19 protein-coding genes are annotated in these 16,021 nt (G+C 56.0%); 13 read left to right on the top strand and 6 right to left on the bottom strand.

Annotation, left to right across the window (positions count from 1 at the left end; genetic code table 11):
* Positions 1-158: 158 nt before the first annotated feature.
* The gene (locus tag RBI05_RS17935) at positions 159-326 is read right to left on the bottom strand and encodes a DUF1328 domain-containing protein (RefSeq protein WP_150458806.1); all 168 of its coding nucleotides are present in this window, start codon (positions 324-326) and stop codon (positions 159-161) included.
* Between the two features lie 182 nt (positions 327-508).
* Here RBI05_RS17935 and RBI05_RS17930 point away from each other — a divergent pair, with 182 nt between their 5' ends.
* The 10 genes from RBI05_RS17930 (at position 509) to RBI05_RS17885 (ending at position 11,331) form a co-directional block, all read left to right on the top strand.
* Positions 509-1,015 carry a DUF948 domain-containing protein gene (locus RBI05_RS17930; protein ID WP_310552041.1) on the top strand — a complete coding sequence of 169 codons (507 nt, stop codon included), beginning with the start codon at positions 509-511 and terminating at the stop codon, positions 1,013-1,015.
* Between the two features lie 50 nt (positions 1,016-1,065).
* Entirely contained in the window at positions 1,066-1,602 is a 537-nt protein-coding gene (locus RBI05_RS17925; protein ID WP_310552040.1) for a hypothetical protein, read from the top strand.
* A gap of 70 nt (positions 1,603-1,672) precedes the next feature.
* Positions 1,673-2,023, top strand: coding sequence for a general stress protein (locus RBI05_RS17920; RefSeq protein ID WP_150458809.1), 351 nt, complete (start codon positions 1,673-1,675; stop codon positions 2,021-2,023).
* A gap of 172 nt (positions 2,024-2,195) precedes the next feature.
* Complete coding sequence (locus tag RBI05_RS17915) at positions 2,196-3,359, top strand: SpoIIE family protein phosphatase (RefSeq protein ID WP_310552039.1); 1,164 nt, start codon at positions 2,196-2,198, stop codon at positions 3,357-3,359.
* A 3-nt stretch (positions 3,360-3,362) separates the two neighbouring features.
* On the top strand, positions 3,363-7,010 hold the full coding sequence (locus RBI05_RS17910; RefSeq protein WP_310552038.1) for a response regulator: 3,648 nt from the start codon (positions 3,363-3,365) through the stop codon (positions 7,008-7,010).
* Positions 7,011-7,098: 88 nt separating this feature from the next.
* Complete coding sequence (locus RBI05_RS17905) at positions 7,099-7,968, top strand: CheR family methyltransferase (protein ID WP_150458812.1); 870 nt, start codon at positions 7,099-7,101, stop codon at positions 7,966-7,968.
* 17 nt (positions 7,969-7,985) lie between these two features.
* Positions 7,986-9,656, top strand: coding sequence for a response regulator (locus RBI05_RS17900; protein WP_310552037.1), 1,671 nt, complete (start codon positions 7,986-7,988; stop codon positions 9,654-9,656).
* Between the two features lie 98 nt (positions 9,657-9,754).
* Positions 9,755-10,093, top strand: a complete 339-nt coding sequence (locus RBI05_RS17895) for an STAS domain-containing protein (RefSeq protein WP_150458814.1) — start codon at positions 9,755-9,757, stop codon at positions 10,091-10,093.
* A gap of 18 nt (positions 10,094-10,111) precedes the next feature.
* On the top strand, positions 10,112-10,564 hold the full coding sequence (gene rsbW, locus RBI05_RS17890) for an anti-sigma B factor RsbW (protein WP_150458815.1): 453 nt from the start codon (positions 10,112-10,114) through the stop codon (positions 10,562-10,564).
* Positions 10,561-11,331 (top strand): sigma-70 family RNA polymerase sigma factor, encoded by a 771-nt coding sequence (locus tag RBI05_RS17885; protein WP_150458816.1) that lies wholly within the window; start codon positions 10,561-10,563, stop codon positions 11,329-11,331. Before rsbW ends, RBI05_RS17885 begins: the two co-directional genes overlap by 4 nt.
* A gap of 78 nt (positions 11,332-11,409) precedes the next feature.
* Here RBI05_RS17885 and RBI05_RS17880 read toward each other — a convergent pair whose 3' ends face one another.
* From RBI05_RS17880 to RBI05_RS17865, 4 genes are all read right to left on the bottom strand, one after another.
* Complete coding sequence (locus RBI05_RS17880) at positions 11,410-11,757, bottom strand: hypothetical protein (protein WP_150458817.1); 348 nt, start codon at positions 11,755-11,757, stop codon at positions 11,410-11,412.
* A gap of 41 nt (positions 11,758-11,798) precedes the next feature.
* On the bottom strand, positions 11,799-12,143 hold the full coding sequence (locus tag RBI05_RS17875; RefSeq protein ID WP_150458818.1) for a DUF5665 domain-containing protein: 345 nt from the start codon (positions 12,141-12,143) through the stop codon (positions 11,799-11,801).
* Positions 12,144-12,261: 118 nt separating this feature from the next.
* Positions 12,262-12,765, bottom strand: a complete 504-nt coding sequence (locus RBI05_RS17870; RefSeq protein WP_150458819.1) for a YtxH domain-containing protein — start codon at positions 12,763-12,765, stop codon at positions 12,262-12,264.
* 41 nt (positions 12,766-12,806) lie between these two features.
* Positions 12,807-13,064 carry a GlsB/YeaQ/YmgE family stress response membrane protein gene (locus tag RBI05_RS17865; protein ID WP_150458820.1) on the bottom strand — a complete coding sequence of 86 codons (258 nt, stop codon included), beginning with the start codon at positions 13,062-13,064 and terminating at the stop codon, positions 12,807-12,809.
* A gap of 209 nt (positions 13,065-13,273) precedes the next feature.
* Between RBI05_RS17865 and RBI05_RS17860 the strand changes: the two genes are divergently transcribed.
* The gene (locus tag RBI05_RS17860) at positions 13,274-13,993 is read left to right on the top strand and encodes a pirin family protein (protein ID WP_310552036.1); all 720 of its coding nucleotides are present in this window, start codon (positions 13,274-13,276) and stop codon (positions 13,991-13,993) included.
* Positions 13,994-14,092: 99 nt separating this feature from the next.
* Here the strand turns inward: RBI05_RS17860 and RBI05_RS17855 are convergent, their stop codons facing one another.
* Positions 14,093-14,320 (bottom strand): DUF1128 family protein, encoded by a 228-nt coding sequence (locus RBI05_RS17855; protein ID WP_310552035.1) that lies wholly within the window; start codon positions 14,318-14,320, stop codon positions 14,093-14,095.
* A gap of 135 nt (positions 14,321-14,455) precedes the next feature.
* Here RBI05_RS17855 and yyaC point away from each other — a divergent pair, with 135 nt between their 5' ends.
* Positions 14,456-15,019, top strand: coding sequence for a spore protease YyaC (gene yyaC, locus RBI05_RS17850; protein WP_150458823.1), 564 nt, complete (start codon positions 14,456-14,458; stop codon positions 15,017-15,019).
* A gap of 63 nt (positions 15,020-15,082) precedes the next feature.
* Positions 15,083-15,877, top strand: a complete 795-nt coding sequence (locus RBI05_RS17845) for an alpha/beta fold hydrolase (protein ID WP_150458824.1) — start codon at positions 15,083-15,085, stop codon at positions 15,875-15,877.
* Positions 15,878-16,021 lie beyond the last annotated feature (144 nt).

The following is a 16,021-nucleotide window of genomic DNA, read 5'->3' as shown; positions in this document are numbered from 1 at the left end:
GAAGGAGGGGAGAGTATACTTCCCGGACGCACAAAACCCGGAGATTCGGCGGCTTCCGGGCCTGCGAAATTTCCGGGCTTGGGCGGCGCGGCCGGGGCGATTCGAGCACTGGCAGGCGCATATACATAAGATTGAAGCGGCTGGGGCCGGATAACCGGCTACATCGTTCGTCCCCGGCGTCCCGTGAAGAGCGAAATGACGAACAGGACGAGGAAGACGAAGAACAGAATTTTGGCAATGCCGACCAATGCCGCCACAATATTGAAGAATCCGAATACTCCGGCGATCAGCGCGATTACAAGGAGAAGCACAGACCATCTCAGCATGATTGGTTCACCCTTTCAATTGTTGGTGTAGTCCATCTATAAACGCGTCCCTCGGGCTTTGAAACAAAGGGGAGATGACGCCGGAAAGCCTGCGCCGGACCGTTGTTTCGGTCCCGGAAAGCAGGGGTAACTAGTCAATATTGAGACACAAATACGAACCGAACGGAAGGAGCACACCCTTAATGATTATTGATCTCAGTATCGCACTAGTAGCCATTGCATTCGCCGTCCTGGTCTTCTTCTTGGTCAAGACCCTGAACTCCGCGAAGACCTCGCTCGACAAAGTCAGCCAGACGCTTCAGGAAGTGCAGAAGACCATTGATGAGCTTACTTATGAAGTGAAGACCACCGTACGGCACGCCAACGACATCACAGCCGATGTCCAAGGGAAGATCCAGAAGATCGATCCGATTATGGATTCTGTTCAGAATCTGGGTGAAGTGCTGAGCGAACTGACGTTGACCGTCAAGCAGGTCTCGGTTACGGTAATCGAGAAATTCCGCAAGGGCCGGGAATTGAAGTCGAAGAGCGAAGCGATCTCCATCGACAAGGCTCCGCTGTCGCCGGCCGAAGAGCGGACGCTCAAGAGCTACGAGGCTTCCTATCCGAAGAAGAACACGGGCAAACTGACGGCCGTCATGAAAGGCGTCGACGTTGCGGCAGGCCTGTGGCAGAAATACCGGAAATAACGGCACGGGTCAAATAACGGTATCGGTTACCGAGAGAAAGGCGGCGCCGCATGCATACAGTTCTCCTGCTTCTGAGTTTAGTGTTCCCTTTCTTTCAGACACCGGATTCCGCAATGGGCACAGAGCCGCCCCGGGAAGTCCGGAACATCGCTGCTCCGGTCTATTCTCTGCTGACGGCAGGCAGCGCGGACCTTTATCTGTCCAGCTTCGACTCGCTGGCCGGAGCTGCGCTCTTCTCCAGCCGTGAAGAGCTGCTCCAGGCGAAGGGGGACCCTGTCTCCATTATGCCGGACCCGATTGCCGGCGGTGAGGCTTACCGCTACGCCGATGCTACGGTCGGCGTGGAAGGAGGGCTGGTCGTGTATGTACATGTAGAGCCGCAGCAGGCCAGGGAGTACGGGCTGGTTATCAATGGACGAACCATTGACCCGCTTGCTTCGGATCTTCGGAGCGTACTGGGCCGGGTGGATTATGCCGCAGAAGACGGCGACGTCTATATGCGCGGTACGGCGGCACTGAAAATTTACCGCAATCCGTCGAGCGGAGCTTGGGAAGGCATAGATTTGTTCGATGAATTTTCCTCCTGAACGGTGTTTCATTTCCCGGTACTCCGGTTAATGAATAGTCGGAACTTTTAGCGTAAAGGAGAATGCAGTCATGGATCCCATTCGTACTCAGGCTTACGCCAAGCTTGTGGAGAACGGCGTTAACGCCATTGAGGAGATCAACCGTCTGAAGGACGGCGGTTATACGAAGGAGGAGATCTATGTCATCAGCTACGATCAGGACCGAGAGGACCGTATCGCGGAAGCGGCCGATGCGAATGAGGTCGGAAGGCAGGAAGAAGGCCTGCTCGGTATAGTAGCGGATCTGTTCCGTTCCCGCGGCAGCGAGCTGCGCGCGAAGATTGCTTCTCTCGGCTTCAGCGACTCCGAAGCTGAATTCTATGAGAAAGAATTGAACCAGGGCAAGGTTCTTCTGGTAGCCAAGAAGGCGGCCCGGTCTTGATGCCTATATGCCTCCCAACATATGGTGAATGAGGGAACCTCCAGAACCACTTCCAGTGGGGCTGGAGGTTGCTTTGTTGAACAAATCAGGCTGTGATATAGTTAAATGGTAGTGGGTCGATTTTTGAAGAATACTTGTCTTTTCTCTATATATCGCTTTGCGAGGTGAACCCATGAGAATTTTGATTGTGGACGATAATCCAACCAATATCATTATTATCCGGGAGATTCTGAAGAAAGAGGACTACCGGAATATTGTTACAGAGTCCTCAGCCCGGGATATGCTGAAGCGGCTTGGAGCCGACCGGCAGATCAGCAGCGAACGTCCATGGAAGTCCGATGTCGATCTGATTCTGCTCGATATGATGATGCCCGAGATGGACGGAATCGAAGCCTGCCGCATTATTCAGCAGCATGAAGTGCTGCGCGATATTCCGATTATTATGGTGACGGCTGTCGGCGATTCCAAGAAACTGGCCGAAGCGCTGGACGCCGGTGCGGTCGACTATGTAACCAAGCCGATCAACAAGGTGGAACTGATGGCCCGAATCCGTCTGGCGCTCCGGCTTAAGCAGGAGAAAGACTGGCACAAGGAACGGGATCAGCGGATTCAGGATGAGCTGAAGCTGGCGGCGCTCGTTCAGAACGCGGTGCTCAGCCTCCCGATTGAAGAGCCGGAATTTCAGGTTCACGCTCTCTATCAGCCCTCCTACGAGCTGGCCGGGGATCTGTATTCCTGGTACCCGCTCGGCGACGGCCGGTACGGCGTTGTACTGCTCGATATGATGGGGCACGGCATTTCCTCGTCGCTGTTCTGCATGTTCATTGCGTCTGTATTGAAGGATACCGTTACTACTTTTGTCGAACCGGCGAAAGTGGTCCAGGAGCTTAACCGGCGGTTCAATCAGCTCTATATCGAGAACCAATTGATCCAATATTATTTTACGGCAATCTATATGGTTATAGACACAAGGCTGAAGCGGATTGACTATGTCAACGCCGGCCATCCGCCGGCGCTGTTCTTTGAAGACGGCCGGGAACGTCCCGTGCTGCTGGAGAGCAACAGCCATCCGGTCGGACTGTTCGACCGGATTGAGATTCAGCCGCAGACGCTCACTTATGAGGGAGAAGGCCATCTGACGCTCTATACGGACGGTCTGCTGGAGATGGCCGAGGGCGGCCAGGAAGACCAGTTGGAGTTCCTTATTGAGCGGTTGAGAGGCGAACACGGATGGAGAGAGAAGGAAATGCGGGAAACCTTCCTTACCGGCGCCCAGAGCAATCGGGACGACGACAAGTGTCTGGTATGGATAACGCTAGGAGAAAGGGAACGATAAGGAATGAAGATCAAGGCCAAACTGCTGATCGGCTTCAGCGCGCTGCTTGTCATTATGCTCGCCCTGACGATGGTCGGCTTCGATCGGCTTAAATTTATGAACCATCAGCTTGACAGCATCTACCAGGATCGTTATCAGAAGATCCGCGCCTCCTCGGGATTCCGGGGCGAGGCGAACGATATTTCCCGCGTACTGGCCAACCTGCTGCTGAATCCGGATGCGACGGACAGCGATGCCCAGCGCAGCGAAATGAACCGGATGCTCAACAGAGCGCAGGAATACTTGAAGACGCTTCGCGATGCCGAGAAGACGGCGGACGAGCAGCAGCTGGCCCGGCAGGTGGAAGACTCCTGGAATGCGTTCGAGACCTACCGTGTGCAGGTGCTGGAGATGCTTGACCGGGGCGAGAGCGTCAAGGCCAACGCTTACCGGAACAATACCGGTCTGGCGGCCCAAATTGAAATGCTGAACAGTCTGAACAGCCTGGCGGACTTCGAGGATCGGGCCATCTCCGATGAGATCAGCGATTCCAAGTCAGCGTATGAGCGTTCCATTCAGGCGGTATCCGTCATCATGATCGTCGGTCTTCTGCTTGGGCTGGGCGTGATTCTGTGGGTGCTGCCAAGCATCACCCGCGGCCTGAACACGGTATCCATGATGATCTCGAGCTTCGGCAGCGGCAAGCTGAAGGCGATTCGGCGCATCCGGATCGCCTCCAAGGACGAGATCGGCGAGATCGCCCATGTCTTCAAGAAGATGGCGGAAGATATTGAGCAGAAGCAGCAATTGGAAAAAGCCTACGCCGACGCCCAGCGCGACCGCTCCTGGCTGAATGCGAACGTCGCCCGCGTCACCGAGTTGCTCCGGGGCGTCAATTCTCTGGACCAGATCGCCCAGATGTTCATCAGCGAGTTCACGCCGGTGCTCGGCGCCCAGTTCGGCGCCGTGTATTTGAAGGAACAGAGCCGCGCCGACCGGTTGAGGCTGGCCGGGTCCTATGCGATGGACAGCAGCCGTCCCGAGAGCTTCCATATCGGTGAAGGACTTGTAGGGCAGGCCGCAGTGGACCGGAAGACGATTGTGCTGGACGAGACGCCGGCGGATTACCTCAAGGTAACCTCGGCTTCGGGCGAGCATCTCCCGGGACATGTTGCGATTTACCCGCTGGTCTTCGAGGAAGAAGTGCTCGGCGTTATGGAATTCGCCGCCTTCTCGGCGTTCACGCCGCTGCATCAGGAGCTGTTGGCACAGCTCGCCGTGAATCTCGGCGTTATTCTCAATAATATCAGCCGTCGCCTGAAGGTGGAGGAGCTGCTCCGCGAATCCCAGGCGCTGACGGAAGAATTGCAGTGCCAGTCCGAGGAATTGCAGACGCAGCAGGAAGAGCTGCGCCGTTCCAACGAGAATCTGGAAGAGCAGACGGAAGCGCTGAAGCGCTCCGAAGAGCTGCTGCAGCGCCAGCAGGAAGAACTGGAGCATTACAATACGGAACTGATCGCCAAGACGCGTTCCCTGGAAGAACAGGTGCAGATCGTCGAAGAGAGCAGGGGCGAGATCGAGGAAGCGCGAAGCCAGCTTGAGAAGCAGGCCCGGCAGCTCTCCATTACAAGCAAGTACAAATCCGAGTTCCTCGCGAATATGTCGCATGAGCTGCGGACGCCGCTGAACAGTCTGCTCATTCTGTCGCAGCTCTTAAGCGAGAACAAGGACGGCAATCTCACCGAGAAGCAGCTTGAATTCGCGCAGACCATCCACACTTCGGGCGCAGACCTGCTGAAGATGATTGACGAGATTCTGGATCTGTCCAAGATTGACGCCGGGAAGATGGAACTGAACCGCGAAGCGGTCCCGCTGGTCGAAATCAAGACGTTTGTGAAGCAGAATTTTGCTCCGGTGGCCCAGAAGAAGAATCTGAGCCTGCGCATTCTGTTCGACGAGCCGCTGCCGGATGTCCTCATGACGGACGGTCACCGGCTCAAGCAGATTCTGCGGAACCTGCTCTCCAATGCGTTCAAGTTCACGAGCCAAGGCTTTGTAGAATTCAAAATCGCCCGGGCCGGCGAAGAGCTTCTGCCGGCCGGGCTGCCCGCCGGGGATTATGTGGCTGTATCCGTCAGAGACAGCGGCATCGGCATACCGGAGGACAAGCGCGATCTCATCTTTGAAGCCTTCCAGCAGGCGGACGGCACGACCAGCCGCAAATATGGCGGTACCGGCCTGGGCCTGTCCATCAGCCGGGAATTGGCCCGCCTGATCGGCGGAGCGATTGTACTGGATTCCGAGCCGGGTCAAGGCAGCGAATTCACGCTGTTCCTGCCGGTCAACGGCGAGTACGTCCGCAAGGCGAAAGAGCCGGGCGCCGAGACCTTCATGGGTCTGCCGACGGCCGTGTATCCGATCCCGGCTGTGACCGAGGCGGCGGCTTCCCAAGCGGCCGAGCCGCTGCGGATTCCCGACGACCGGGAAGAACTGGCGGCGAACGATAAAGTGCTGCTTGTAATTGAAGATGACGTCAAGTTCGCCAAGATTCTGCTGGATATGGCCCGCAGCCGCGGATTCAAGGCACTGGCCGCCCTTCAGGGCGATGTCGGACTCGAAATGGCGAAGACCTATTTGCCGGATGCCATTATATTGGATATCCAGCTTCCGGTCATCGACGGATGGGGCATCCTGCGCGAGCTCAAGAGCTCGGCGGAGACCCGGCATATTCCGGTTCACGTCGTCTCGGTGATCGACGAACCGAAGCAGGGCTTGATGATGGGAGCCATGGCCTATCTGCGCAAGCCTTCCTCGCGGGAAGCGCTGGAGCAGGCTTTTACCCAGATCGAGGCCTACACCTCCAGCACGCTGAAACATCTGCTGATCGTCGAGGACGACGACATCCAGCGCCGTTCCATCATGGAACTGATCGGCTACGACGATGTAGCCATTACAGCGGTCTCGGGCGGAGCGGAGGCGCTGGCCGAGCTGCGCCGTCAGCATTACGACTGCATGGTGCTGGATCTCATGCTGGGCGATATGGACGGCTTCGAGCTGCTGGACCAGATCCGCGATGACGAAGAACTCAACGATCTGCCGATCATTATCTACACCGGCAAGGATCTGGACAGCAAGGAAGAGACCCGGCTCCGTCAGTATGCGGAATCCATCATTATCAAGGATGTGCGCTCGCCGGAACGCCTCCTGGACGAAACGACGCTGTTCCTGCACCGGGTGGAAGCGAACTTGCCGGAAGACAAGCGCCGGATTCTTCAGAAGCTGCACAACAAGGAAGAGTTGTTCGAAGGCAAGCGGATTTTGCTGGTGGACGATGATATCCGCAATGTCTTTGCCCTGTCGAGTATGCTCGAAGGCTATCAGATGGAGGTTAAATTTGCGGAGAACGGGCGAGAGGCGCTGGAAATGCTGGCGGCCCATGATTTCGATCTCGTCCTGATGGATATGATGATGCCGGAGATGGACGGCTACGAAGCAATGAAGAGAATCCGCGAGATGCCGCAGTATGCCAAGCTGCCAATCATTGCCCTGACGGCCAAAGCGATGAAGGAGGACCGGGGCAAGTGCATTGAAGCCGGCGCTTCCGATTATATGAAGAAGCCGATCGACACGGACCAGCTTTTGTCTTTAATGCGCGTCTGGCTGTATTCGTGACGCAAGAATCGGGGTAATACATGTACAAGGTTTATGACTTCAAGGCGCTGAAACCGAATGCAACGCCTCGCAGGGAGAGCTGGAAGCTATGTTTACTAATAACTGGGAATTCGGGGACCCGGCTTTCGAGGATGTCAGCGGCAGCGAACTGGAGACAATTGAAATTGAATTGCTGTTGAGCGGGATTCACCGGATGTACGGCTACGATTTCCGCAATTATGCGCTCCCTTCCCTACGGCGGAGAATCTGGCATCATGTCCATGCGGAGAATGTGTCTACGATATCCGCGCTTCAGGATAAGGTGCTTCATGACCGGGAGTGCTTCGAGCGTTTTATCTACAGTATTTCGATCCCGGTTACCGAGATGTTCCGCGACCCTGAATTGTTTCTTGCCTTTCGGCGCAAAGTGGTTCCGCTGCTGCGTACCTATCCGTACATCCGCATTTGGCACGCAGGCTGTTCAACGGGAGAGGAAGTCTACTCCATGGCGATTCTACTGCATGAAGAAGGCTTGTATGAGAAAGCCCGCATCTATGCGACCGATATGAACAACCGTTCCCTGCAGCAGGCCAAGGAAGGCGTCTACGAAATCAGCAAGATGAAGCAATATACCAAGAACTATCTGGAAGCGGGAGGTACGGGCTCGTTCTCCGAATATTATACCGCCAAGTATAATTCGGTCATTTTCCAGCCCTATCTGCGTAAAAATATAATCTTTGCCGAGCATAATCTGGCGACCGATACATCATTTAACGAATTCAACGTTATTCTGTGCCGCAACGTAATGATTTATTTCAACGACGAACTCCGCGACCATGTCCATGGCTTGTTCCACGAGAGCCTGAGCCGCTTCGGAGTGCTCGTCCTCGGTGCGAAGGAATCCATTCATTTCACCAGGTACAGCGACTGCTACGAACCCCTGGATAGAGTGGAAAAAATCTATCGTAAAGTAAAATGAATTGCTAGGAGGGGCCTATGGGGGTTCAAGAACCGATTCATATCCTGCTGGTAGACGATCGTCCGGAGAACCTTCTGGCACTGGAAGCGGTGCTGGAGAGCCCGCAGTACGTGCTGGTCAAGGCCGGGTCGGGCGAAGAAGCGCTAAGATGCTTGTTAAAAGCCGAATATGCGGTTATCGTCCTCGATGTGCAGATGCCAGGGATGGACGGGATTGAGACCGCCAAGCTCATCAAAGCCCGGGAGAAGACGAAAGATATCCCGATTATCTTCATCTCGGCCAACAGCAAGGATGCGGAGCACCTGTTCGCAGGCTATTCTGCGGGTGCGATTGATTACATGGTCAAACCATTCATTCCGCAGATTCTGAAATCCAAAATAGATGGCTTTGTCGATATGTACCTGACGACGAAGCGCCATCAGAACCAGTCCATGCTGCTGCAACAGAAGACGCTGGAACTGGAGCGGATCAATCAGGAGCTGATCAAGGCCAAAGATGCGGCGGAGATTGCCGCGAAAGCCAAGACCGAGTTCCTGGCCATGATGAGCCATGAGATCCGGACGCCCATGAACGGGGTGGTGGGGATGATTGATCTGCTGATGGAGACGCCGCTAAGCGAGGAGCAGAAGGAGTACACGGATATTATCCGCCGCAGCGCCGACACACTGGTCACGGTCATCAATGACATCCTGGATTTCACCAAGATGGAATCGGGTAAAATGGAGATGGAGTCACAGCTCTTCGAGGTCCGCTCCTGTATCCAGGAAGTATTCAGCCTGTTCTCGGCTGAAGCGGGCAAGAAGAATCTGGAGCTTGCCTACTTCGTCGACGAGAAGCTTCCGACGCTGATGTACGGCGACATGGCCCGGCTTCGCCAGGTTCTGATGAATCTCGTCTCGAATGCTCTCAAGTTCACGAACCAGGGCGGTGTGTATCTGGTCGCGAATGCCGCCCGGTTCGAGGGCGACCGGGTCGTCGTGGAGTTCACGGTCAAGGATACGGGAATCGGCATTTCGCCGGAGAAATGCGACCGGCTCTTCCAGCCGTTCTCCCAGCTGGATTCCTCGATGACACGCAAGTATGGCGGCACCGGTCTCGGCCTGGCCATCTGCAAATCGCTGGTCGGCATGATGGGTGGCGACATCCGTGTCGAGACGGCGGAAGAGCGGGGGGCGACCTTCATCTTCACCATCACAGCCGGACTGCCTGAAGAAGATCCGCGCGGTCCGCGGGACCCGGAGGAAGAGGAGAGAGGGGGCGCGGGGATCCGCCAGCGGCAGCGGATTCTTGTGGCGGACGACCACCCGATCAACCAGCGTCTGATGATCGGCATGCTGGACAAGCTTGGCTATGGGGCGGACATTGCGAAGGACGGTGCGGAGGCTGTGCAGTATGCGGCCGAGCGGCCATACCATATGATTCTCATGGATCTGCAAATGCCGGTCATGGACGGGCTGGAAGCAACGGCGGCGATACGGGCCTCGGGAGGTCCGAACGCCGATTCGGCAGTGATTGTCGCCATGACGGCCAATGTCATGGAGGGGATTCAGGCCCGTTGCCAGGCTGCCGGAATGAACGATTATATCAGCAAACCGCTCAAGCTGGGGAGCCTGAGGCATTTATTGTCTCGCTATCCTTCCGGCTTGCTGCCTTGTTCCAAGGGGGATTCGACCAGCTCGCTGGCCTGATCCCATAATTTGGAAGTTATTATGTCCCGTTTTAATGATTCAAGCCTGTCCATTAAGGGTTATTGATAAAGAAAACAATGAATCAGGAGAGATTGTCTATGAACACTCACAAAAGCGAAAAGTTTCAGGCGCAAACCCAAACCGAGGGCAAGGTATGCACGGTTTTTCTAAGCGGGGAGTTGGATTTGTCGGTAGCTCCCGATTTTCGTCTGGTGATGGAACCGCTCGTCGGGGACCCCGGACTGGATCTTGTGATTAATTTGAAAGATCTGCGATATATCGACAGCACCGGGATCGGTATTCTGCTCTCGATTCTGAAAGCCAGACATGGCATGGATGTGAAGTTCACCGTTGAGGAAGTTCCGCCGCAGATTCAGAAGCTGTTCGACATGACCGGAATTGCCAAATTTTTTGCTTCCCAAGAGAACTCTCACTAGGAAAGGATCGAATTAGGAATGAGCGATGATGTGCAAAAAGTGACGCTGCAGTTGCCCGCAAGCGCGGAATATGTCGATATTGTCCGCTTGAATTTATACGGAATTGCTTCCAAAATGGGGTTTTCCTACGAAGAGATTGAAGATATGAAGGTAGCCGTCTCCGAAGCGTGCAACAACTCCGTTCTTTATGCCTATGGGCAGGAAGACGGAATCGTAGACGTAATATTCGAGGTGGGGAGCGATGCCCTGTCCATTACGGTCAAAGACGAGGGGGAGAGCTTTGAACGTATGGAGTCCTCGGGTGATCGGTTATCTCTGCATGACAAAGATCTGAACGAAGTCCAGATTGGCGGCCTCGGATTCTATCTGATGCAGGCGCTGATGGACGATGTGAGCGTAACGAGCGAGGCGGGGAAAGGAACGGTTGTCACGCTCACCAAACGGCTTACGCTCAGCGAGGAGCGAGTATGAATGAAAATGTGACTCCCCCAGAGTCCATGGATGAGGCGGTAGGCCTAATTTGGGAATATCAGCAGACCAAGGACAACGAGATTGCCACGGTCCTGATCCGCAAGTACGAGCCGATGGTCAAAATGGCCGCCGGCAAAATCGCACGCAACCGGCCCGATCTCTATGAGGATCTGTACCAGGTTGGCCAGATGGCTCTGATTCGTCTGCTTCAGCAGTACGATATCAGCCTGGGCATCCCGTTCGAGCCTTACGCGATGAAGAGCATGATCGGCCACATGAAGAACTTCCTGCGGGATAAATCCTGGTATATCCAGGTGCCGCGGCGCATCAAGGAGAAAGGCGCCCTCGTTCAGCAGGCGATTGACGAGCTGACAATTCGACTGGAACGCTCGCCGGATGTGAACGAAATTGCCCAGTACCTGGAGCTGTCCGTGGAAGAAACCGTGGAAGTGCTGGCCGGCCGGGAGTGCTATCATTATGTGTCGCTCGATTCCCCGCTGTCTCAAGAAGAGACCGGAGCGACGCTCGGCGAGCTGATCAGTTCCGAGGCCAACGATTACGATGCCGTAGAGAAGCGCATGGATCTGCAGCAGGCGCTGGGCCAACTGAAAGAGCAGGAGCAGAAGGTGCTGCTGCTGGCTTTCCAGGACGGACAATCCCAGCGGGCGATTGCTCAGAAGCTTGGGGTCTCCCAAATGAGCGTATCCCGGATTCAGAAGCGCGCAACCGAGAAATTGAAGCAAATCATGTCGAATTCATCCTATTAATACGAAGGAATGCGAAGCCCCCGGCTGCTGATACAAGCGCCGGGGGCTTTTGGGTGATTTCGCTGTATTGGCGGAGCGCTATTCGGATTCCGTGGAAGAGGTCTCCTGCAGCCGATGCTTCTGGAGCTGCTCCCGCAAGAGGGTGACCCGCAGCCGGGCTTCCGTCTCGATCTGCTCGGGTGCAGGCTTCGGAGACTCCGCCGCGAAGGCGGCGAGCTGCCAGTCTACCACGAGATTGCTGCCGATGCGGATGCCGGGGACGGCATACAGATATTCCACGCTGTCGGCGGGGTGGAACAGGCGAAGAATATAAGTCTCGCCGAGCGCAGCGGAGGCGTTCTCGAATCCGCTCTCTCCAAAAAGATGATGGGCCGTCGAAAACGGATATACATTCGTCTCGGCCGGCCCTTTGCTTGATTCGGTCATCGGAATCTCTCCTTCATCAGCGGTAGGCTCCGCTGTGTGTCTTAGCTGTTGGCGTCGATGTATTTCTTGATTTCAGCCAGGTATTGCCCGATGACAGGCACATCCACGAAGAGACTCAGAATATAGCCCAGGATACCCAGAATGACAAAGGTCCCCAGCGACAAACCGAGTCCTCTTGAAATACCAGCCATCAGGTTGGTAATAATGCGTTTCTTCGGATCGGTATAATTCTCCAGAATGTCCTTGAATTCCGACTTCTCCAGAGAGTCGGCAATCTTGTCCAGTCGGGCATTGAGCCGTTTGACCTCATGCCGAAGCTCAAAGGGATGTTCGTCTACTTCATAGGACTTGGTGCTGCCGACCGGCTTGGGATCAGGATGTGGCATCAGGAATCGCCTCTCTTTCAATTTAGAATGCCGCTGTATAACACGCTACATAACAATAGCCAGCTTCGGTAAGCTGGCTATTGTCGGATCGTAGCTTCCAAGCAGCGGGTTACCGCGCTTAATAATTCGATTTGTAAGTGGACTTCACGTCATCGGACGCCTTCTTCGCTTCGTCCGTGACATCCTTTGTCGCCTTCTTCGCTTCGTCGGAGACTTCCTTGGAAGCTTCGGCTACATCATCCGCTACATCGGCGGAAGAATCGGTGACCGTATCGCCGATCTTCTTGCCGGTCTCCGACAGCGTAGAAGCAATCTGCTGCTTGCTGTCGGCAACGGTCGTGAAGATGTCGGACGCCTTGGCCGACACGGTGGAGGCCAGATCAGACGCCTTCTCGCCGACGGTAGAAGCCAGCGATTTGGTCTTCTCGGTGACAACGCCGGTCAGTTCCTTGGTCTTGTCGCTGGCAGTGCCGAATTTCTCCGAAAGATCGCTGCGCAGTTCCGTGCCCGGTTTCGGAGCGAACAGGAGTGCAGCTGCAGCTCCGAGCAGTCCTCCGATAAATACGCCTTTGACAAAAGTATTGCTGCTTTGTGCCGGATATTCCGTTTCTGCTTTGTTCATTGCGATTCACTCCTTATCAATATAGTAGGATTGCCGCAGAATCAGGAGGCGCGCCGTATGATTCTGGAGAACAGCCCCAGAATGAAGACCAACAGCGCGGTTCCAAGAACGGCAGGGACAACGGCAAAGTGACCGATGACCGGGCCGAAGCTGCCGAACAGATACGAACCCAGCCAGGCGCCGATAAATCCGGCAACCATGGAGCCGATAATGCCGCCGGGCATTTTGCCGCCGGCAATGGCATCGCCGATGATGCCGATGATAATGGCCATAATCAGGCTAATCAGAAGTCCCCACATGCTCTTGCCTCCTTTTTGGCGAAATCCTCAATCTCTTGAAGCTGATCTTACTTCGTATATAAACGCGGCATTTTGCCCTGAAACATTCCGGCCAGGCGTGAGGGAGTGGGGGAGCGCCTCTGATTAGGGAGTGGCGGAACGGGTAATTTTTACATAAATCAAGCGCCTAATTACCCAAAAATTCTGAACACCCATGGAGGTGCATTACAATGATTAAGGTAGTGAGTTCGGCGGAGAGACATACGTCTAATAAGGGATGGATACACAGCGAGTTCAGTTTCGCCTTTAAGGATTATGACGATCCCGCCAATGCCCATTTCGGCAGCCTGCTGGCCCACAACGACAATCAACTGGAGCCGAATCAAGGGCTGCACGAACACCCGCATCATGACTTGGAAATAGTCACCTATGTAGTAGAAGGTACGCTGCATCACCAGGACAGCTTAGGCAACCATGCCGATCTTCAGGCGGGATCGGTTCAGGTCATGAGCGCCGGAACCGGCATTCAGCACTCCGAGACCAATCCGCTCGAAGACGGGAGCGTCCGATTCCTGCAAGTGTGGCTGCTCCCGCAGCAGGCCGGGCTTCAGCCGGCCTGGGACGCCAAGCATTATCCGCGGGAATTCCGGCTTAATCGGCTGCTGCCAATTGTTTCGGGCAGAGGAGAAGAAGGGACGCTTCCGGTCAATGAAGACGCAGTGATGTATGTCTCCGCTCTGGAGACCGGACAGGAATTGCATTACCCGCAGCCGAACGAGCGGCGGACCCATCTGTATGTCCTCTCCGGTCATGCGGAACTGGACAGCGGGGAAGAGCGCTTCCGGTTGGGACCCGGAGATGCGGCGCGCATCCGCGGCAGCCATGACCTGCGAATTCGGGGAACAGGGAGCGGAGAAGATGCGGAACTGGTGCTGATTGATCTTCCTTAGACTTGAGACATGTGGACCCGCAACAGGCCCGCCCGATCTTCCTGTAACAACGGAAGATCAGGCGGGCCTGTGTCATGGGCGGGGAGACAGATAGGGGAACTAGCTGTTCTTGCGCAGACGCCCAAGCTCGGAGACGAGCGCTTCTACCTGCGCGATGCTGAGCCGGTCGCTGCCGGTTGCAACCTCATAGATGTCGCGGATATCTTCATACTGCTCGACCGAGAAGGCCGAAGCCTGCATGGCGGCAGCCGTGGCCATCTTCAGACTGCTCTTGATGCTCTCGATCATGAACTCGACGCCTTCCTGGCTCGGTTTGGACAAATCCATCCTGTTCTTCCTTTCTTCCTTGGAGGTTCCCTGTATTTTATCATGGGAGACCTGCCCGGTACCATCCCGGTTTGGCAACGTCGCCGGGAAATGTGATAGAGTGAGGATACAAGCCGGGTGGAGAGGAGGAAGAGTATGGCAGGCTGGGAACAGCACAACGGAGGCAGCGGACGCGTCAAAATGGACGGCGGCCGGCTGACCTCGTTCTTCGCCGAAATTGCGGAGAAGCATCATCCGGATGAGATCGTCTTCCTGTGCATCGGCACAGACCGTTCGACGGGAGACGCACTGGGCCCGCTGACCGGCAGTCTGCTGGCGGCGGCCGGGTTTCCCCATGTGATCGGCACGCTTCCGGCCCCGTGCGATGCCGATACCTTCGGTGCCCTGGCAGCGGGAATTCAGCCGGGCCGGATCATTGTAGCGATTGACGCCTGCCTGGGACCGCCCTGGGCGGTGGGCTTCTGCTTCGCGGCAGAGGGACCCCTTCATCCGGCGCAGTCGATCGGCCTGGTTCTTCCGGCGGTCGGAGACTACAGTGTGGCGGCAGTCGTGGCCGCAGCCGGTCCGAAGCCGTACCGGACGCTTCAGACCACGCCCCTTCACCGGGTCATGGGCATGGCCGACCAGATCGCAGCGGCAGCGGCGGCCGGGTTCGGCATCGGGAGGCCGGGAGTTTCAAGCGGGGGAGACCGGGCTTAATGAATAGTATCCGCTCAGAATTACATAATTCTCTACTTAATGAACAGAAAGAAGGAAGCATTCATGGAAGCCGTTCGTTGTGAAGGAAGCCCGATCTGCTGCAGCGATCAAGGGCAAGGAGAAGCGCTGGTGCTTCTGCATGGATTCTGCGGAAGCGCCTATTACTGGGAGAAGGTAGTTCCGCTTCTGGAGGACCGGTTCCGGGTTATCGTCCCCGATCTGCGCGGGCATGGCGCATCCGATGCGCCGCTCGGCGCGTACAGCATGGATCAAATGGCCGACGATGTCCGTGATCTGCTGGATGCCCTGGAGATAGAGAAGGCAGTGCTGCTGGGACATTCCATGGGCGGATACATAGCGCTGTCTTTCGCCCAGCGCCATGCTTCCCGGCTGAACGCCTTTGGACTTATTCATTCCACGGCCTTTCCGGACAGCGACGAAGCGAAGGAGAAGCGGCTGAACGCCGTCAGCGCAATCCGCGCACAGGGCATCACATCCTTCGTAGACGGGCTTGTGCCCGGACTGTTCGCGCCGGCGACGGCGGAATCGGCACCGGAGCTGATCCGGCGCGCGCAAGAGATCGGTTACCGTACGCCTCCGCAGGGAGCCGAGGGCGCGGCGCTCGGCATGCGGGAGCGGCCCGACCGCCGAGACGTTGTCTCTGCCAGCGCTCTTCCGGTTCTTCTCGTAGCCGGCGAGAAAGACGGTCTGGCTCCTCCGGAGCGGGTATTCACCTCAGACAAGCCGCATGTGGTCCAAGCCTTGATCGCCGGCGCCGGCCATATGAGCATGATGGAAGCGCCGGACCAGCTGGCGGAGATTATCCGGGATTTTGCCGAAGCGGCCATCCGCCTTTAGAGGCGCGTTCAAGCCGCCGGAACTGAGGGAGCGAGTGCGGCAAAGATGGAGCGCTGAAAGGAAGCATGGGGCTGTCTCAAAAGGGTCATAAAATGACCTGAGAGACAGCCCCGTTTTTTTGCTGGTGGAATACAAAAAGAAACC

Origin of the sequence: Paenibacillus glufosinatiresistens, assembly GCF_031470375.1 — a bacterium.
GTDB classification, from domain to species: Bacteria; Bacillota; Bacilli; order Paenibacillales; family Paenibacillaceae; genus Paenibacillus_AQ; species Paenibacillus_AQ glufosinatiresistens.
The sequence above is the reverse complement of the archived record's forward strand: the minus strand, read 5'-3'. Positions and strand labels throughout refer to the sequence as shown.